16 protein-coding genes are annotated in these 18,330 nt (G+C 51.6%); 9 read left to right on the forward strand and 7 right to left on the reverse strand.

The window, feature by feature from the left end; genetic code table 11:
- Positions 1 to 564: 564 nt before the first annotated feature.
- A complete protein-coding gene (locus EYY67_RS13745) occupies positions 565 to 1,254 on the forward strand; it encodes a FadR/GntR family transcriptional regulator (RefSeq protein ID WP_095924066.1) in 690 nt (229 codons plus the stop codon).
- Here the strand turns inward: EYY67_RS13745 and rbsR are convergent.
- The 7 genes from rbsR to kup form a co-directional block, all read right to left on the reverse strand.
- Complete coding sequence (rbsR, locus tag EYY67_RS13750; protein ID WP_095924065.1) at positions 1,237 to 2,247, reverse strand: ribose operon transcriptional repressor RbsR; 1,011 nt, start codon at positions 2,245 to 2,247, stop codon at positions 1,237 to 1,239. The two genes, EYY67_RS13745 and rbsR, sit on opposite strands and share 18 nt — an antisense overlap.
- Positions 2,248 to 3,177, reverse strand: coding sequence for a ribokinase (rbsK, locus tag EYY67_RS13755; RefSeq protein WP_119825606.1), 930 nt, complete (start codon positions 3,175 to 3,177; stop codon positions 2,248 to 2,250).
- A 66-nt stretch (positions 3,178 to 3,243) separates the two neighbouring features.
- On the reverse strand, positions 3,244 to 4,134 hold the full coding sequence (gene rbsB / locus EYY67_RS13760) for a ribose ABC transporter substrate-binding protein RbsB (RefSeq protein ID WP_095924063.1): 891 nt from the start codon (positions 4,132 to 4,134) through the stop codon (positions 3,244 to 3,246).
- 23 nt (positions 4,135 to 4,157) lie between these two features.
- Positions 4,158 to 5,129, reverse strand: coding sequence for a ribose ABC transporter permease (gene rbsC, locus EYY67_RS13765; protein WP_131693738.1), 972 nt, complete (start codon positions 5,127 to 5,129; stop codon positions 4,158 to 4,160).
- 6 nt (positions 5,130 to 5,135) lie between these two features.
- Positions 5,136 to 6,641, reverse strand: coding sequence for a ribose ABC transporter ATP-binding protein RbsA (gene rbsA / locus EYY67_RS13770; RefSeq protein ID WP_131693739.1), 1,506 nt, complete (start codon positions 6,639 to 6,641; stop codon positions 5,136 to 5,138).
- Positions 6,642 to 6,648: 7 nt separating this feature from the next.
- Positions 6,649 to 7,068: a D-ribose pyranase gene (gene rbsD, locus EYY67_RS13775; RefSeq protein WP_095924061.1), complete on the reverse strand. Its 420-nt coding sequence runs from the start codon at positions 7,066 to 7,068 to the stop codon at positions 6,649 to 6,651.
- A 215-nt stretch (positions 7,069 to 7,283) separates the two neighbouring features.
- The gene (kup, locus tag EYY67_RS13780; RefSeq protein WP_131693740.1) at positions 7,284 to 9,152 is read right to left on the reverse strand and encodes a low affinity potassium transporter Kup; all 1,869 of its coding nucleotides are present in this window, start codon (positions 9,150 to 9,152) and stop codon (positions 7,284 to 7,286) included.
- A gap of 267 nt (positions 9,153 to 9,419) precedes the next feature.
- Here kup and ravA point away from each other — a divergent pair, with 267 nt between their 5' ends.
- From ravA to atpB, 8 genes are all read left to right on the forward strand, one after another.
- A complete protein-coding gene (ravA, locus tag EYY67_RS13785) occupies positions 9,420 to 10,928 on the forward strand; it encodes an ATPase RavA (protein ID WP_131693741.1) in 1,509 nt (502 codons plus the stop codon).
- A 2-nt stretch (positions 10,929 to 10,930) separates the two neighbouring features.
- A complete protein-coding gene (gene viaA, locus EYY67_RS13790; protein WP_131693742.1) occupies positions 10,931 to 12,400 on the forward strand; it encodes an ATPase RavA stimulator ViaA in 1,470 nt (489 codons plus the stop codon).
- Between the two features lie 20 nt (positions 12,401 to 12,420).
- Positions 12,421 to 12,882, forward strand: a complete 462-nt coding sequence (gene asnC, locus EYY67_RS13795) for a transcriptional regulator AsnC (RefSeq protein ID WP_095924057.1) — start codon at positions 12,421 to 12,423, stop codon at positions 12,880 to 12,882.
- Positions 12,883 to 12,970: 88 nt separating this feature from the next.
- A complete protein-coding gene (mioC, locus tag EYY67_RS13800) occupies positions 12,971 to 13,414 on the forward strand; it encodes an FMN-binding protein MioC (protein ID WP_119825599.1) in 444 nt (147 codons plus the stop codon).
- A 379-nt stretch (positions 13,415 to 13,793) separates the two neighbouring features.
- Positions 13,794 to 15,683 carry a tRNA uridine-5-carboxymethylaminomethyl(34) synthesis enzyme MnmG gene (gene mnmG / locus EYY67_RS13810; protein WP_095924055.1) on the forward strand — a complete coding sequence of 630 codons (1,890 nt, stop codon included), beginning with the start codon at positions 13,794 to 13,796 and terminating at the stop codon, positions 15,681 to 15,683.
- Positions 15,684 to 15,813: 130 nt separating this feature from the next.
- Complete coding sequence (rsmG, locus tag EYY67_RS13815; RefSeq protein ID WP_095924054.1) at positions 15,814 to 16,434, forward strand: 16S rRNA (guanine(527)-N(7))-methyltransferase RsmG; 621 nt, start codon at positions 15,814 to 15,816, stop codon at positions 16,432 to 16,434.
- A 649-nt stretch (positions 16,435 to 17,083) separates the two neighbouring features.
- Positions 17,084 to 17,482 (forward strand): F0F1 ATP synthase subunit I, encoded by a 399-nt coding sequence (atpI, locus tag EYY67_RS13820; protein WP_095924053.1) that lies wholly within the window; start codon positions 17,084 to 17,086, stop codon positions 17,480 to 17,482.
- Positions 17,483 to 17,504: 22 nt separating this feature from the next.
- Positions 17,505 to 18,287 (forward strand): F0F1 ATP synthase subunit A, encoded by a 783-nt coding sequence (gene atpB, locus EYY67_RS13825; protein ID WP_095924052.1) that lies wholly within the window; start codon positions 17,505 to 17,507, stop codon positions 18,285 to 18,287.
- Positions 18,288 to 18,330: the final 43 nt, after the last annotated feature.

Here is an 18,330-nt window from a genome sequence, read left to right on the forward strand (position 1 = left end):
GCCTGCCGCCAGCGTTCAATCTGAGCCATGATCAAACTCTTCAATTAAAAGTTCGATTTGCTTCAACAAGTGAAGCGATGCTCAAAAATTAACTTTCGTAATAATTCAACTAAATGAATTACTGCTTGGTCACTCTTTAAGACTTGATATTTTTTGCCACCGAAGTGGCTGATATCGTCTTGTGAGTGCCCACACAGATTGTCTGATAAATTGTTAAAGAGCATGCCGCGGTTCGCAAGGAATCTTATGCGGCGCGGGAGGCGTATATTACGTTTTCCCGCTGAAGAGTCAAGAGATTATTCATTCGAACATTCTACTTTTTCTCTTCCTGTCCGGGCGACTTGTCAGTCGTTGTTCCCGGTCAGTGGAGGCGCATTATAGGGAGTTCTCAGAAGGCCGCAACCCCTAATTTCACTTTTTTTATCAACCGTTCACAAAAACATCATTTTTGCCCAAAGTGAGTAAATAGACACCGTTTTGCGCTCAATACACGCCAGTTTTCCGCCAGAGGCTGGAGTAAACTCTGCTTATATAATAAGAGAAAGACATTCAGGAATACCTTACATGCTACTTAATGCGCATCAACAAGCGGCTCAGCGGAACCTTTCTTATCTGCTGGCAGAGAAAATTGCACAACGCGTTTTATCTGGTGAGTACCCGGAAGGCGCCATTCTTCCGGGAGAGAATGAGTTAGGGGAGATTTTTGGGGTCAGCCGGACCGCCGTCCGTGAAGCCGTCAAGACGCTGGCAGCTAAAGGGATGCTCTTACCGCGCCCGCGCATCGGCACACGGGTAATGCCACAATCGAGCTGGAACTTTCTTGATCAGGAATTGCTGACCTGGTGGATGACCCGTGAAAACTTCGATCAGGTGATGGCGCATTTTATTGTGCTGCGCCGGGCGCTCGAACCTCAGGCTTGTGCGTTGGCTGCGCTTTCTGCCAGTAAAGAGCAAAAGCATCAGCTCTCTCTCTATATGTATGAAATGCGCCAGCTGCATAACAACTTTGACCGGGAACGCTGGATAACGGTCGATACCCAGTTTCATCAGCTTATCTATGAAGCGGGGAAAAACCCTTTCCTGACATCGTTCTCGAATTTATTCAGTTCGGTCTATCAGAGTTACTTCCGGGCAATTACCGGTAATGAAGTGATCAAGCTGGAACATCATCAGCGGCTGACCGATGCGATTCTTGCCCGTGATGCGAATGCCGCAATGCTGGAATGCCAGAGCCTGTTACTTGCCGACGAATGATCCCACCGACTGACGCACCACCAGTTCCGGTGTCAGCACCAGAACCTGCGGTTCTGAATCCGGGTCCTGCAGACGATGCAATAAGGCATCCACTGCCAATTCTCCCAGCGAGTCTTTGGGCTGATGGATAGTGGTCAGCGGCGGCATCATATATTGCGCCAGCTGGATATCGTCATACCCCATCACGGCAACATCATCAGGAACAGACAATCCACGCTGATAAAGTGCCTGATAAACCCCCACGGCCATGGCGTCGTTACCGGCAAACACCGCATGAGGCGGTTCGGGCAGCGCCAGCAACTGTTCCATCGCGGCTAATCCACCCTCGAATTCGAAATCGCCGCTGACTTCATAACCGGGCAAAATCTTCAGACCGGCTTTTTCCATCGCCTGCCGATAACCGCTCAGCCGTTCCTGCGCGGTGGTTTTATCAAGAGGCCCGGTGATGCAGGCAATACGCTGATAGCCTTGCCGGATTAAAAATGTCGTCGCCATTTCGCCACCCAGCAACGCGTTATCCTGAATAATATCTATCGCGCCATCAAAGGGTGACCAGTCCATCATCACTATCGGCAGTGACGGATAGCGGCTGATAGCTTCTTTCGAAGGCCGGTGGTTTTCCGTACACATGATCAGCAGCCCGTCGACCCGTTTCTGTAACAGGGTTTCCAGACTCCGGTTCATGCGCTCCGCATCATTATCGGTGTTGCACAAGATGAGGCTGTATCCGCGCTCATAGCAGCTGCGCTCGACGCCACGGACCACTTCCGAATAGAAAGGGTTGCTGCTGGCCGTCAGTAACATACCAAGCGTGCGGGTCTGGTTCAGTTTCAGGCTGCGGGCTAACGCGGAAGGGGCATAGTTGAGCTGCTCAACGGCGGCATTCACTTTCTCAGCAATGGATTCACTGACAAAACGATTTTTGTTGATGACATGAGAAACGGTGGAGGTTGAAACGCCCGCCAGGCGGGCGACATCTTTCATGGTGGCCAATCAGGCCTCCTGTTGTGCGAGGAAATCGTCTATTTCATTGCGCCACGGAACAGAAGGCTGAGCGCCAGGACGTGTCACGGCGATCGCCGCCGCTGCATGCGCGAACCGGACTGCGCTGTCCATCGGCTTGCCTTCCAGTAATGCCGTGACGAGTGCGCCGTTGAAGGTGTCCCCGGCCGCAATGGTATCGACGGCTTTCACCCGGAATCCCGCCACCAACTTTCCTTCACCGTTCTGGCTCAGCCAGACACCCTTACTGCCTAATGTAATGATGACCGTTGCGATGCCTTTGTCATGCAGAGCATTAGCGGCACGCGCGGCATCCTCATTATTATCCACTTTAATTCCCGTCAGCTTTTCAGCTTCGGTTTCGTTCGGGGTGATCATATCCACCCGCGCCAGCAATTCATCGGGCAATTCGCATGCCGGTGCCGGATTGAGGATCACCTGCGTGTCGTTGTCTTTGGCGATCTTCGCTGCCGCAATCACTGTTTCGAGCGGCGATTCCAGCTGCATTAATAAAGCAGAAGCAGCAATGACCTGCTGTTTATAGCGATCCAGATATGCCGGAGTCACCGCTTTATTCGCCCCCGCATCAATACCAATAACGTTCTCACCTTCCGCATTCACGAAAATCAGCGCGACACCGGTGGTGGTGTCTTTAATGGCTTCGACAGGGTACGTATCGATATGGTCACTTGCCAGTTGCTTACGCACCCGCTCGCCAATATCGTCATCCCCCACACAGGCAATAAAAGAAATATCAGCACCACTGCGACCGGCAGCAACCGCCTGGTTCGCACCTTTACCGCCAAAGGCGACGGTGTATTGCTTACCGATAACCGTTTCGCCCGGTTGCGGGAAGTGGTTGATATTCAGAATGTGGTCGGCATTGATACTGCCAAGCACTACCAGTTTGCCTGTCTTCATGTGGAGATCCCTGCGTTAAATAGCGCCTCCGGAAAGAGGCGCGGTGACATCTGGAGAAAGAGGGTATTACGGCTGAGCAACCAGTTTCAAATCAACAGGGATAACAGCGGGTACTTTTTCGCCTTTCAGGACTTTATCTGCCGTCTGAACGCCGATCACGCCGATTTGCTCAGGACGTTGTGCCACGGTCGCGCCCATCTTGCCACTGTTAACCGCTTTGATACCGTCTTCGGTGCCGTCAAAGCCGACGACCAGCACATCCGTTTTACCGGCAGTCTGCAGGGCACGCAATGCGCCGAGCGCCATTTCGTCATTCTGAGCAAATACCGCCTGCACATCCTGATGCGCAGTCAGCAGGTTTTGCATGACGTTCAGACCTTTGGTGCGGTCAAAATCAGCTGGCTGGCTGGCGAGGATCTGGAAGTGGTGTTTTTCAGCCGCCTGGGCGAAACCTTTACCACGTTCGCGGGCAACGGATGTCCCGGCGATACCTTCCAGTTCGATCACTTTGGCATTTTCGCCCAGTTTCTTCGCAATGTAATCGCCGGCCATTTTACCGCCGAAGGCGTTATCGGATGCAACGTGGCTGGCAACCACACCTTTGGTCGCCTGACGGTCAAGGGTGATCACCGGGATCTTCGCCTGGTTTGCCATGGCGACGGCATTGCCGACTGCGTCAGAATCGGTTGGGTTGATCAGCACCAGTTTGGTGCCGCGAACCGTCAGGTCCTGCACGTTTGCCAGCTCTTTGGCCGGGTTGTTCTGAGAATCGAGAACAATCAGGTTATAGCCCAGTTTGTCCGCTTCTTTTTGCGCGCCGTCTTTCATGGAAACGAAGAATGGGTTGTTCAGTGTGGAAACGACCAGCGCAATGGTGTCTTTCGCCAGAACGTTAGCACTGAAAGAAGCGGTGATCGCTGCGGCGGAAACCCAGACAGCCAGTTTTTTCATATTCATGGTCATAAGTCCTGTAGGAGAGTTTATTTGTTGCTTTTGTTATCCACCAGAACCGCCAGCAGAATGACGACTGCTTTTACGATCATCTGGTAGTAGGAAGAAACACCTAATAAGTTCAAACCGTTATTCAGGAAGCCAAGGATCAGTGCACCGATCAGCGTTCCAACAATGCGTCCTTTACCCCCGGACAGGCTGGTTCCCCCTAATACCACTGCGGCAATCGCATCCAGCTCATATCCTGTACCAGCGTTAGGCTGCGCAGAAGACAGGCGCGCCACTTCGATGATACTGGCCAGAGCCGCTAACAAACCACACAGGGAGTAGACGATAATTTTAACTTTATCGACGCTGATACCTGACAGCCGCGTCGCGGATTCGTTACCGCCCAGCGCGTAGATATAACGTCCTAAGCGGGTGTGATGCAGCATGTACCACGCCGCAATAAACACCACCGCCATCAGCCAGACCGGTGTCGGGATGCCCAGTGGGCGGCCGATACCAAACCAGCCAAATACATCGGCCACATCATTAAAACCGGTGCTGATCGGGCTGCCATTGGTGTACACCATCGTGATGCCACGCAGCAGCAACATCATGACCAGCGTGGCGATAAACGCCTGCACTTTGCCTTTGGCGACAATCACCCCGGTCACACCGCCCACGGCAGCGCCCAGCGCCAGTGCGGCACCCACGGCGACAAAGGCGTTCACTTCCAGCCCGACAATTGAGGCAGCGACGGCACCCGTCAGCGCCAGCAGCGAACCGACGGACAAATCGATACCGGAGGTCAGGATCACCAGCGTCATGCCGACCGCCATAATGGCGTTGACCGACGTTTGCTGGAGGATGTTAAACAGGTTATTAACGGTAAAGAAGTTCGGGCTCATGGAAGAGACCACGGCAATCAACACCAGCAGCGCAATCAGAGACTTTTGCTCCAACAACCACTCTTTACTGATCCAGCGCTTTTTGGCTGGCAATGTCTGAGAACTCATATCTGATTACTCCTGCGTCACGCCGTATTGCTTGCCGACAGCGGCTGCCATCAACACTTCCTGCGTAGCCTGTTCTATCGGGAATTCACCGCTTAAATGACCTTCGTGCATCACCAAAACCCGGTCACTCATGCCGATCACTTCCGGCATTTCTGAGGAAACCAAAATGATGCTCAGCCCTTCGCGCTTGAACTGGTTTATAAGCTGGTAAATCTCTTTTTTGGCACCGACGTCAACGCCGCGCGTCGGTTCGTCGAGGATCAGGACTTTCGGCCGCGTCATTAACCCGCGGGCAATCGCCACTTTTTGCTGATTGCCGCCGGAAAGCAGGCCGATGGTCTGCATCATCGACGGCGTTTTAATATTGAACAGGCGGATGAAATCACCGACAGCCTGCTGTTCGTCGGCATGCTTCAGGCGACCGCCGCCGTGGCTGAAATAGCGCAGCGCGGTCAGCGACATATTTTCTTTCACCGACATGCCGAGCACTAACCCATCGCGCTTACGGTCTTCGGAGATATACACAATGCCGTTTGCCAGCCCGTCCTGCGGTGAGTGTGTCACCACTTCGCGGCCATCCAGCGCCACATAACCACTTTTACGCGGCAGTGCGCCGTAGAGTATTTTCATCAGTTCGGTGCGGCCTGCGCCCATCAAACCGGAAATCCCGAGGATTTCGCCACTGTGCAAATCAAAGCTGACGTTATCGACGCCCGGCCCGCTGACATCGCGAACCTGTAAACGCAGCGCGCCACGCTCATGATTAATACGCGGATACTGTTCCTCGAGGCGGCGACCGACCATCATTTCAATCAGCGTGTCTTCTTCCAGCTCGCTGACCGGACGTTCTGCGATGAACTGTCCGTCACGGAACACCGTCACGTCATCGCAGATTTCGAAGATTTCTTTCATGCGGTGGGAGATATACACCACACCGCAACCTGCGGCTTTCAGTTCGCGGATCACGCTAAATAAAGAAGCCGTCTCGGTATCGGTCAGGGCATCCGTCGGTTCATCCATAATGATGACTTTGGATTCGAAGCTCAGTACTTTGGCAATCTCGACCATCTGCTGGTCGCCAATCGATAATTCACCGACCAGACGATCGCTTTTGTAACGCAGATTCAGACGCGCCAGGAGTTTGTCGGCTTCGGCATACATCTTTTTCCAGTTGATGCAGCCAAAACCGTTCACAAACTCACGGCCGAGAAAGATGTTTTCAGCAATCGTCAGTTGAGGGATCAGGTTTAATTCCTGATGGATGATGCCAATCCCGGCTTCCTGAGACGCTTTCGGTCCATTGAACGCCGCTTCCTTACCGAGGAAATGGACTGAACCGGCATCTTTCTGGTAGATGCCGGTCAGCACTTTCATCATGGTGGACTTGCCCGCGCCGTTTTCTCCCACCAGCGCCATCACACGTCCCGGATAGACGCTGAGCGCCGCGCCGGAAAGTGCTTTAACGCCGGGAAAGGCTTTATCAATGCCTGTCAGTTGCAGCAAAGGTTGCATAAAGGCCTCAGAAGGTTACGCCGGCACACAGAATAACGTTCGCGTAAGGCGAACATTCCCCGCTGCGGATCACAGCCCGACTTTTTTCGCTTTGTGCTTTGAATGCCTCATGACTGACGTAATCCAAAGCAATGGTGTTTCCCTGGTGTTGTTCGAGTTGTGTCAATTGGGCGAGCAACGCTTCATGGAGTTGAGGATTTTTAGTGAGGATTTCCTCGGCGAGGATAGCCCGCTCAACCTGCATCTCATGTGTCACTACCTCTAAGACTTGTAAAAAGGTGGGGACTCCCTGGGTCAGAGCCAGATCGATGCGTTGGCAAGCTGCTGGCACCGGAAGACCGGCATCGCCAATAACCAGCTGATCGGTGTGACCTAACCGGGCAATAACATGTGAGATTTCGGCATTTAATAGCGGTGACTTCTTCATTGTGAACTCCTACAGCGAAACGTTTCGCTCACGGAGGAGTTTATAAAGTTAACCGTACATGGCAACGGGGTTGTGATGAAATTGTGATCAACGTCGAAACGTTTCGCTGAATGATTCAGAAACCGCAGAGAAATTTGAGTTAGTCGTTTCAGAAAGGGGAAAGCAGAAATAAAACAGGGCACCCGAAGGTGCCCTGTGACCGGCAGAAATGAGGATCAGATTTCTACCTGCGTGCCGAGTTCGATCACCCTGTTCGGCGGGATTTCAAACTGATCCGGCGCGCGCAGGGCGTTACGGCTGAGCGCCATAAAGAGTTTGCCACGGAAATAGAGATACCACGGACGTTTGGTCAGGATCAGCGATTCGTGCGACATAAAGAACGACGTTTCCATCATCCGGCACGGCAGGCCTTCCAGACCACAACGGTGGAACACTTCTTCCACATTCGGGGTTTCTTTAAATCCGTAACTGGCGACCACACGCCAGAACGTCGGCGAAAGCTGCTCGATGGTGACGCGCCGGACGTTATGCACATAAGGCGCATCTTCCGTACGTAACGTCAGCAGCACCACGCGCTCATGCAACACTTTGTTGTGTTTGAGGTTATGCAGTAAGGCAAACGGAATAACGTTGATGGCGCGCGACATATACACCGCAGTTCCCGGCACGCGAACCGGCGGGGATTTCTCCAGTGAAGCAATCATCGCTTCCAGGGAATTCCCGTGCTCGTTCATGCGGCGCATAAGGCGGAAACGTTCGCTTTTCCAGGTAGTCATGACGATAAACATGCACAGACCCAGCGTCAGCGGCAACCAGCCGCCGGAGAACAGTTTCGTGGCATTCGCCGCAAACAGCGGAATATCCATAAACAGCAGGCCGATCAGCAAAAACCCGACCAGGAAAGGTTTCCAGTGCCAGTTCTTGAGCGCAACCGTACACGACAGAATGCTGGTCAGCACCATCGTACCGGTCACGGCAATACCGTAAGCCGCCGCCAGATTGCTTGAATGCTCGAAGCTGGCGATAACGATAACCACCGCAAAATACAGCAGCCAGTTAATCGCCGGGATGTAAATCTGACCGGCTTCCATTTCTGACGTATGGATAATGCGCATTGGCGGTAAATAGCCCAGACGCACAGCCTGACGCGTCAGGGAGAACACACCGGAGATAACAGCCTGAGAGGCGATAATGGTCGCCAGCGTCGCCAGCACAAGAAGCGGAATCAATGCCCAGTCAGGCGCCAGCAGGAAGAACGGGTTCTTAATCGACTCAGGGTCTTTCAGCAGTAACGCACCCTGCCCGAAGTAGTTCAGCACCAGAGAAGGCAGCACGACGGTGAACCAGGCCAGACGGATCGGGAATTTCCCGAAGTGGCCCATATCGGCATATAACGCTTCCACGCCGGTGATCGACAACACCACGGCGCCGAGTGCCAGGAAGGAGAACGACTTGTGCTCAATAAAGAAGTTAACCGCCCACATGGGATTCATGGCGCGCAGCACTTCAGGATTCTGCATGATGCTGTTCACACCGAGAACCGCCAGCGTCAGGAACCACAACAACATCACCGGCGCAAAGAGTTTGCCCACGATGCCGGTGCCGTGTTTCTGAATAATGAAAAGCAGCGTCAGAACAGTAATGGACAGGGGGACGATATAAGGATCGAGTGAAGGAGCTGCGATTTCGAGACCTTCCATCGCGGAAAGGACGGAAATTGCCGGTGTGATGACCACTTCACCATAGAAGAAACTTCCGCCGATCAGGCCAAGAATGACCAGAACCGCAGTGGTACGAGCCGACGTATTCCTGCCCGCCAGAGACATCAGCGTCAGAATACCGCCTTCGCCTGCGTTGTCCGCCCGCATCACGTAAGTGAGGTACTTGAGCGAAACAATGAGGATTAGCATCCAGAAAATCAGAGAAAGAAAACCAAAAACGACGCTGGGTTCAACGTTGAAACCATAGTGACCAGAAAAACACTCTCTTAAGGTATAGAGAGGACTGGTACCAATGTCGCCATAGACCACACCAATGGCGGCCAGGGTTACTGCTGGGAGTGACCGTTTATGTTCAGTGCTCATATTTCGTTTCTTTTTTGCTCGAACATCCGCAAGCGATGCGTGCGCTCAGACTTATGATGCCCACTAAAAGGCGCACAGTATGCACGAATAAATGGGATTGCCTACCCTTAAATGTGCAGCTAAACCGGCGTTCCTATGAACGAGGTCACATTTTTGATCATAGAAAATTTTTAGTAATCAACAAGCTATAACGATAAAAATAAACGTGGCATATCGTTACCAGCCAGTACACTATTCAACAACTAAATGGAAACCGGAAGAGACAGTATGGCGCAATCTCCCCTTCTGGCAGAACGGATCGCCCGTCTTGCTAACGCATTAGAACATGGCCTGTACGAGCGGCAGGATGCCATACGACTTTGCCTGCTGGCAGCCCTTTGTGGCGAAAGCGTTTTTTTGCTCGGCCCGCCGGGTATCGCAAAAAGTCTGATTGCCCGTCGCCTTAAATTTGCTTTCCGCCATGCCCGCGCATTTGAATATCTTATGACGCGCTTTTCCACACCGGAAGAGGTCTTTGGTCCGTTGTCGATTCAGGCCCTGAAAGATGAAGGCCGGTATCTGCGTCTGACCGAAGGTTATCTGCCGGAAGCTGAAATTGTTTTCCTGGATGAAATCTGGAAAGCAGGCCCTGCCATCCTCAATACGTTGCTGACCGCCATCAACGAACGCCGGTTCCGTAATGGCGAGCGCGAAGAAGCGATCCCGATGCGTCTGCTGGTCAGCGCCTCCAACGAATTGCCCGAAGCCGATGGCGGCCTGGAAGCGCTCTACGACCGCATGCTGATCCGTCTGTGGCTGGATAAAGTGCAGGATAAGCAGAATTTCCGCTCCCTGCTGACCAGCCGTAATAATGAAAGCAGCAATCCGGTGTCGGAATCCCTGAGCATCAGCGATGAAGAATACCAGCAATGGCAGCCGGAGATCGACAAAGTCACTCTTCCGGACAGCAGCTTCGAGCTGATTTTCCAGTTGCGCCAGCGTCTTGATGCTCTCGATACCGCGCCTTATGTTTCCGACCGGCGCTGGAAAAAAGCCCTGCGCCTGTTGCAGGCCTGTGCCTTCTTCAGCGGGAGAACCTCTGTCATGCAGGTCGACCTGATCCTGCTGAAAGACTGTTTATGGCATGACCTCAACACGTATAACCTCTTGCATACCCAGATTGAACAGCTGATCACCGAACAGGCTTATCAGCAGCAGACGCTGTTGATGAAAATCCAGCAACTCAATCAGCAATGGATGCAGCATCAGCAACAACAGAGTTCACGTCAGTCGATTAAGCTTGGCAAAAAAGCCGGGATCTTCAGCCGTAAGCCGCAATACAGCCTGCCGGATACCCTGACAGCCAGCAGCCTGACGTTACTCTTACAGACACCTTTGCATCTGCATGAAATCAAAGTCACCCATCTGCTGTTCGAACGTCACATTCTCGAGGAATGGCTTAATAAAGGCGGTGTCCTGAAAGCCAAACTCAATGGCATCGGCTTTGCCCAGACCGTGGATTTGGAAATCGATGACAAACAGCAACTGCTGGCGCTGGATGTCAGTCGTTTGAGCACGCCGCTGACCCTGCCGGGCAATGAACATATCGCCGTTCCCGATGAGATGAAAAATACGCTCAGTGATCTGACGGCGAAACTGGCGCAACAGAGACATGAATTCAGCCAGCAGCAACACTGTCTGTTTGTTCCGGCAGAATGGATGGCCAAAATCGAAGCCAGCCTGCTGCAGGTGGCCGAGCAGTTGCGCCATCAGCAACAGACATTCAGCGGTCACTGATCATGTTCAGCCTGGAATCTTTGGATCTTCTGCTGGCGATCAGCGAAGCCGAACTGATCGAAGAACTGATCGTCGGCTTGCTGGCGGCGCCGGCACTCGCCGTTTTCTTCGAGAAATTCCCCCGTCTGAAGCGCGCACTGACCAAAGATCTTCCGGAGTGGAAATTACGCCTGCGCCAGAGGATCCACGAAACCCCCGTGCCGCCGGATCTGGCGAAAGAATTCTATCTCTATCAGCATTGCCAGCAGATCGACGCCGTGGCTTTCCAGGCCGGTCTGCCTTCCCTTATTGATGAACTGGTGCAACTCAACTCTCCTTTTGTCACAGAAGCCCGCACGCTGCTGGAAAACAATGAAACCTCGCGGACGGCGAAAACCGGTGGCAGCTTTCATACCTTGTTCCTTCAGCGCTGGCGCCTTAACCTGACTTTCCAGACGGTGAACGTTCATCAGCAGTTACTTGAGCAGGAACAGGAGCAGTTGCAGGAAGAATTGCTGCAACGTCTGGAGCTGAGCAGCGAGTTGTCTCCTTTATTAGCCGAGAACGACACGGCCGCAGGCCGTTTGTGGGATATGAGTAAAGGAAAGCGGATGCGGGGCGATATTCAGTCGCTGGCGCGCTTTGGTGCTTTTCTGCAACAGCAGCCCGAGCTGATGCATCTGGCCGAACAACTGGGCCGCAGCCAGACGGTCAAAACCAGTCCGCATGAAGATGCCAAAATGGAAACGCACCGGCTAATGGTGCGTGAACCCGCGACGGTGCCGGAAGAAGTGAATGGCATACACCAGAGCGATGATATTTTGCGCCTGATGCCGACCGAGCTGGTGACGCTGGGGTTGCCTGAGCTGGAATACGAATTTTACCGCCGCCTGCTGGAAAAGCGGCTGATGACCTATCGCCTGCAAGGGGACGTGTGGCGGGAAAAAGTGGTCAAACGGCCGGTGGTTTATCAGCAACAGGAACCGCAACCGCGCGGGCCGTTTGTGGTATGCGTCGATACGTCCGGTTCTATGGGCGGCTTTAACGAACAATGCGCCAAAGCTTTCTGTCTGGCATTGCTGAAAATCGCCCTGGCGGATAACCGGCGCTGTTACATCATGCTGTTCGCCAGTGAAGTGATCCATTATGAGCTGACCTCAAATGGCGGTCTGGATCAGGCATTGCGCTTTCTGGGTCAGCATTTTCGTGGCGGTACCGATCTCGCAGCCTGTCTGAATGCCACACTGGATAAACTCGCGTCTCCGCAGTGGGAAGATGCCGATGCCGTGGTGATCTCGGACTTTATCGCCCAGCGGTTACCGGATGAGGTACAAAAGAAGGTCAGAGCGCTGCAAAAGGAAAAACACCACCGCTTTCATGCCCTGGCGATGTCACACTATGGCAAACCCGGTATTCTGCGCATCTTCGATCACATCTGGCGCTTTGATACCGGAATTAAAAGCCGTGCTCAGCGACGCTGGCAGAGAAACTAAGCTTAAAGAGACAGGTAACCATGACTGAAATTTATCAGCTCGATGAGCTGGATCGCGGGATCCTCAATGCGTTGATGGAAAATGCCCGTACGCCTTATGCTGAACTGGCAAAAGTCTTCACCGTCAGTCCGGGGACGATCCATGTCCGGGTAGAGAAAATGAAGCAGGCGGGCATCATCACCGGCGCGCATATCACCGTGAATCCAAAACAACTGGGTTATGACGTGTGCTGTTTTATTGGCATCATTTTAAAAAGTGCCAAAGATTATCCGTCAGCGCTGAAAAAGCTCGAAAGCATAGAAGAAGTGGTCGAAGCCTATTACACCACCGGACATTACAGTATTTTCATTAAGATCATGTGCCGCTCAATAGATTCCCTTCAGCACGTACTTATCAACAAGATCCAGACAATTGATGAGATCCAGTCAACGGAGACCCTGATCTCCCTGCAAAACCCCATCACACGCACCATCCAGCCCTGACGCCTGATTTCTATACCCCTATTATCCACAGGTAGATCCCAGCTGATTCACAGCGTACAATAGCCTCCTTTTCCCGGGTGAGAGCATTATGTCTGACATTACCCTGATCAGTGGCAGTACGCTTGGCAGCGCCGAATATGTAGCAGAACACGTGGCAGAGAAACTGGAAGAAGCCGGTTTTTCCACCCAGATGTTTCATGGCCCGGAGCTGTATGAAGTCCCGCAGGAAGGGATCTGGCTGGTTGTGTGTTCTACACACGGTGCAGGTGAATTGCCCGACAACCTGCAACCTTTTATGGAGCAGCTGGAAGAACAGCAACCTGATCTGTCGAAAGTGCGCTTTGGTGCATTAGGTTTAGGCAGCAGTGAATATGACACCTTCTGTGGCGCGATCAGTTCTCTGGATCAAAAACTGACGTCATTAGGGGCAAAACGGATCGGTGATCGTCTTGAGATCGACGTGACTCAACACGAAATTCCTGAGGATCCCGCTGAGGTTTGGGTGATCAACTGGATTAATTTGATCAAATAAGTGTAAATTTCAGGCGATCAGATGTGGATAACTAAGCTTATAAGCAGGGTAAAACCCGTAGTTATCCCTATAACAACCCCTGTACGCTTTTCATGCTGTGCATAACTCTCCATTCTGATCCCAGCTTATACTGGCCAGGATCACCGATCATTCACAGCATTCGATCCTTCTTAGCATCTTGATCTTCATGAACAAAAAAGACTTATGCACAGAGGATCGCGATCCTAATAGAAGTATTAATAAGAGATCTTTAAATAAAAAAGATCTTCTTTTAATTAGTGAAGATCCCCGGGGACTTGTGGAAGCTCTAAACTTGAGTAGAATCCCTCCTCCCAACGCCATACAAAGAAAGTTCGCTTGAACGCCGAGGTGCAGTCGCATGTTTTATCCGGATCAATTTGACGTCATCATCATAGGTGGTGGTCATGCAGGTACTGAAGCCGCAATGGCTTCTGCACGCATGGGACGTCAGACCTTATTATTAACCCACAATATCGACACGCTGGGACAGATGTCGTGTAACCCGGCTATTGGCGGGATCGGGAAAGGACATCTGGTAAAAGAAGTGGACGCTCTGGGCGGTCTGATGGCAACAGCTATCGATCATGCGGGCATTCAGTTTAGGATACTAAACGCAAGCAAAGGACCTGCTGTCAGGGCTACCCGTGCACAGGCTGACCGCGTTCTCTATCGCCAGGCCGTTCGTACCGCACTGGAAAACCAGCCAAACCTGATGATCTTCCAGCAACCTGTAGAAGATCTGATCGTGGAAAACGATCGCGTCGTGGGTGCTGTGACCAAAATGGGGCTGAAATTCCGCGCCAAAGCGGTAGTACTGACCGTGGGCACCTTCCTTGATGGAAAGATCCACATCGGTCTGGAAAACTACAGCGGTGGCCGTGCTGGCGATCCTCCGGCGATCTCCTTGTCTCAGAGACTGCGCGAATTACCTTTACGCGTTAACCGTCTTAAAACCGGGACACCTCCGCGTATCGATGCACGCACCATTGATTTCAGCGTGCTGGCACAACAACACGGTGATAATCCGGCACCGGTATTCTCATTCATGGGCAATGCGTCGCAACATCCGCGCCAGATCCCGTGTTACATGACCTATACCAACGAAAAAACCCATGACGTGATCCGTAATAATCTGGATCGCAGCCCGATGTATGCCGGGATCATCGAAGGGATCGGCCCGCGTTACTGCCCGTCGATCGAAGATAAAGTCATGCGTTTTGCCGATCGTAATTCTCATCAGATCTTCCTTGAACCTGAAGGCCTGACCAGCAACGAAGTTTATCCGAACGGTATTTCAACCAGCCTGCCATTCGATGTACAGATGCAGATCGTCCGCTCAATGCAGGGGATGGAAAATGCGGTGATCGTTCGCCCTGGTTATGCCATCGAATACGATTTCTTCGATCCGCGTGATTTGAAACCTACGCTGGAAAGCAAATTTATCGCCGGTTTGTTCTTTGCAGGACAAATCAACGGCACAACAGGATACGAAGAAGCGGCCGCACAGGGCTTACTGGCCGGGCTGAATGCCGCCCGTAGCGCCAGCGAAGAAGAGGGCTGGGCGCCACGTCGCGATCAGGCTTATCTCGGCGTACTGGTCGACGACCTGTGTACCCTGGGGACCAAAGAACCGTACCGTATGTTCACCTCGCGTGCCGAATATCGACTGATGCTGCGTGAAGATAACGCCGACTTGCGTCTGACTGAAAAAGGCCGTGAGTTAGGTCTGGTTGACGATGCCCGCTGGGCACGTTTCAACGAAAAGCTGGAAATGATCGAGCAGGAACGTCAGCGTCTGCGTGGCATCTGGGTCAATCCTCACCACGCCCAGGTGGACGAAATCAACGCGCATCTTTCTGCTCCACTTTCCAAAGAAGCCAGTGCGGAAGAGTTACTGCGTCGTCCTGAAATGACTTATGAGCTGATCACCCGCCTTTCACCGTTTGCGCCTGCCGTACCGGATGTGCAGGCGGCAGAACAGGTTGAAATCCAGATCAAATACGAAGGGTATATCGCCCGTCAGCAGGAAGAAATTGAAAAACAACAGCGTAACGAAAACACCGTGTTACCTGTTGATCTCGACTACCGCCAGGTCAATGGCCTGTCAAACGAAGTGATCGCCAAACTCAATGATCACAAGCCGACATCCATTGGTCAGGCATCGCGGATCTCCGGGATTACCCCGGCGGCGATCTCAATTTTGCTGATCTGGCTTAAAAAACAAGGTTTACTGCGCCGCAGCGCATAAACCGCCTGTCTGATGACCGCCCTTTGCTTCCAAAGCGGCGGTCAATTCTTACTTTTCCCGTCTTTCTGAGTGTTTTATCATTTCCCCTCCGGGCTGTTCCCGGAATACCGACTCTGTCTGAGGATTCACTGTGCAAAAGAAACTGGACTCGCTGCTTGCTGCGGCAGGAATAGCGTTACCCGATCAGCAAAAACAGCAACTGATTGGCTATGTTGAACTGCTGCATAAGTGGAACAAGGCTTATAACCTGACGTCTGTGCGTGACCCGATGCAAATGCTGGTGCGTCATATCATGGACAGCATCGTGGTGAATGAGCATTTGCAAGGCAGCCGTTTCATTGATGTCGGTACCGGACCGGGCCTGCCGGGCATTCCTCTTGCCATTGTTCGCCCCGAATCACACTTCACGCTGCTGGACAGCCTGGGGAAGCGGGTACGCTTCCTGCGTCAGGTCCAGCACGAACTGGGTCTGAAAAATATCGAGCCGGTACAAAGCCGTGTGGAGGAGTTTCAGCCGGAGCCACCGTTTGATGGCGTGATCAGCCGTGCCTTTGCCTCAATGCAGGACATGTTGTCCTGGTGTCATCATTTGCCGGAGAAAGGGCAGGGGCGTTTTTATGCCCTGAAGGGTGTGCGTCCTGATGATGAACTGGCTGTGTTGCCGGAAGGTATCACTCTGGAATCCGTGATTAAGTTGCAGGTACCGGAACTTGACGGGGAACGTCATTTGATCATTCTCAGCGCAAACTAAAGTTGAGATTTATCAAATAATATTTAAAAAATGCATGTGTTATCGGGGTTAAAATGAGCAGGCTAATTATATAACTGTGAGAACGTCCTCATCACCGCATTTTTACAGACTGATAGCATTTTGGAGATGTTTTTATTTTAATCCTGACTGTAATAGTCACTTTTGAAATTGAAGCCCCGTCAAGCCGGTGATATTCAACTTGTAATGAAAATGTTGTTATTTGTTGGGTTGTTGTGTAAATAAATCGAGTCTATTTTTAAATAAGTTGGATATTCGAACAATATTCCATTAACAATTTGATTTATATAGCTTTTAAAAGGCCTGATTAGCTAAAGACATTCAAACCGCGCTGGGTATATAAAGGGACCCGAGTTAATTATGTGATCCAGTGCACGCTTCCTTGTCGGGTGATGAAATAACCGAATCAAAGTAAAAAGGGCAAATTCAGCTATAGTTTGGTTGTCAAAATAGTGATGAAGAGGAAAATTTAAATAATTGTTCACCTTTTCGCTACTTATCCATTGAATTCGTTCCTGTGCCCCGTATAATTTGCTCGGTTTTTGCTGCTTGACTCAAAACAGTAAAGGCAGTGATATACGGCATTCAGTATACCTCCAGCTAGGTACTCGATACGGAGAGAACAAACGTCATGTCTGTATCCGGTATTTTACACAGTACACATAGTGTGAAGGTTGCCAGAAAGCTGTTGATACTGCAGTTATTGACCTTTGTTCTGCTCAGTGCAGTATTTGGCTTCAAAAGCCTGGAATGGACCACATCGGCTCTTATGGGTGGGTTGGCCGCCTGGGTGCCAAATGTACTGTTCATGCTGTTTGCATGGCGCCATCAGGCGCAAACAACGGTCTCTGGACGGGTTGCCTGGTCCTTTGCAATCGGGGAAGCGCTGAAGGTGCTGGTTACGGTGATCTTAATGGTTATCGCACTTGGCCTGTTTAAGGCGGCTTTTGCTCCGTTGGGGTTGGCCTATTTATCGGTGTTGATGACTCAGATTTTGGCACCGGCCGTCATTAACAGTTACCGTACTTAACTACTAAAGGGTAAGAGGCATCATGTCTGCATCAGGAGAAATCTCTACTCCACAAGAGTATATCGGTCACCATCTGACTCAGCTTCAGATCGGGACGGGATTCTGGTCGATTAACATCGATTCGATGTTTTTCTCCGTGTTCCTCGGAGTACTCTTTCTGGTTATTTTCCATCGCGTAGCCAAAAACGCCACCAGCGGTGTACCGGGTAAACTGCAAACTGCAGTTGAACTGGTCGTTGGTTTCGTCGACAGCAGCGTGCGTGACATGTATCACGGCAAAAGCAAAGTGATTGCACCTCTCGCGCTGACCGTCTTCGTCTGGGTGTTTATGATGAACCTGATGGATTTGCTGCCAATCGATTTGCTGCCATTCATTGGCGAGCACATCTTTGGTCTGCCAGCGTTGCGTGTGGTTCCTACGGCTGACGTGAACATCACGTTGTCCATGGCACTTGGCGTATTCATTCTGATTCTTTTCTATAGCATTAAGATGAAAGGCTTTGGCGGTTTCATTAAAGAACTGACAATGCAGCCATTCAATCATCCGGTTTTCATTCCGATTAACCTGATTCTTGAAGGTGTCAGCCTGCTGTCTAAACCAGTTTCACTGGGTCTGCGACTGTTTGGCAATATGTATGCGGGTGAGTTGATCTTCATCCTTATTGCTGGCCTGTTGCCGTGGTGGTCACAGTGGGTTCTGAATGTGCCTTGGGCCATTTTCCACATCCTGATCATTACGCTACAAGCCTTTATTTTCATGGTTCTGACGATCGTCTATCTCTCGATGGCATCTGAAAAACACTGATTTTCTTTCAACACTACTGCGTTTTAACTGAAACAAACTGGAG

The organism is Rahnella victoriana (genome assembly GCF_004330295.1).
GTDB classification, from domain to species: Bacteria; Pseudomonadota; Gammaproteobacteria; order Enterobacterales; family Enterobacteriaceae; genus Rahnella; species Rahnella victoriana.

What these genes read in the sequence shown, in the direction of transcription:
- ravA (WP_131693741.1), top strand. Translation starts at nt 9,420, where the DNA reads ATGGCGCAATCTCCCCTTCTGGCAGAACGGATCGCCCGTCTTGCTAAC.
- mnmG (WP_095924055.1), top strand. Translation starts at nt 13,794, where the DNA reads ATGTTTTATCCGGATCAATTTGACGTCATCATCATAGGTGGTGGTCAT.
- mioC (WP_119825599.1), top strand. Translation starts at nt 12,971, where the DNA reads ATGTCTGACATTACCCTGATCAGTGGCAGTACGCTTGGCAGCGCCGAA.
- viaA (WP_131693742.1), top strand. Translation starts at nt 10,931, where the DNA reads ATGTTCAGCCTGGAATCTTTGGATCTTCTGCTGGCGATCAGCGAAGCC.
- rbsB (WP_095924063.1), bottom strand. Translation starts at nt 4,134, where the DNA reads ATGAATATGAAAAAACTGGCTGTCTGGGTTTCCGCCGCAGCGATCACC.
- atpB (WP_095924052.1), top strand. Translation starts at nt 17,505, where the DNA reads ATGTCTGCATCAGGAGAAATCTCTACTCCACAAGAGTATATCGGTCAC.
- rbsC (WP_131693738.1), bottom strand. Translation starts at nt 5,129, where the DNA reads ATGAGTTCTCAGACATTGCCAGCCAAAAAGCGCTGGATCAGTAAAGAG.
- rbsA (WP_131693739.1), bottom strand. Translation starts at nt 6,641, where the DNA reads ATGCAACCTTTGCTGCAACTGACAGGCATTGATAAAGCCTTTCCCGGC.
- kup (WP_131693740.1), bottom strand. Translation starts at nt 9,152, where the DNA reads ATGAGCACTGAACATAAACGGTCACTCCCAGCAGTAACCCTGGCCGCC.
- atpI (WP_095924053.1), top strand. Translation starts at nt 17,084, where the DNA reads ATGTCTGTATCCGGTATTTTACACAGTACACATAGTGTGAAGGTTGCC.
- rbsD (WP_095924061.1), bottom strand. Translation starts at nt 7,068, where the DNA reads ATGAAGAAGTCACCGCTATTAAATGCCGAAATCTCACATGTTATTGCC.
- rbsK (WP_119825606.1), bottom strand. Translation starts at nt 3,177, where the DNA reads ATGAAGACAGGCAAACTGGTAGTGCTTGGCAGTATCAATGCCGACCAC.
- asnC (WP_095924057.1), top strand. Translation starts at nt 12,421, where the DNA reads ATGACTGAAATTTATCAGCTCGATGAGCTGGATCGCGGGATCCTCAAT.
- EYY67_RS13745 (WP_095924066.1), top strand. Translation starts at nt 565, where the DNA reads ATGCTACTTAATGCGCATCAACAAGCGGCTCAGCGGAACCTTTCTTAT.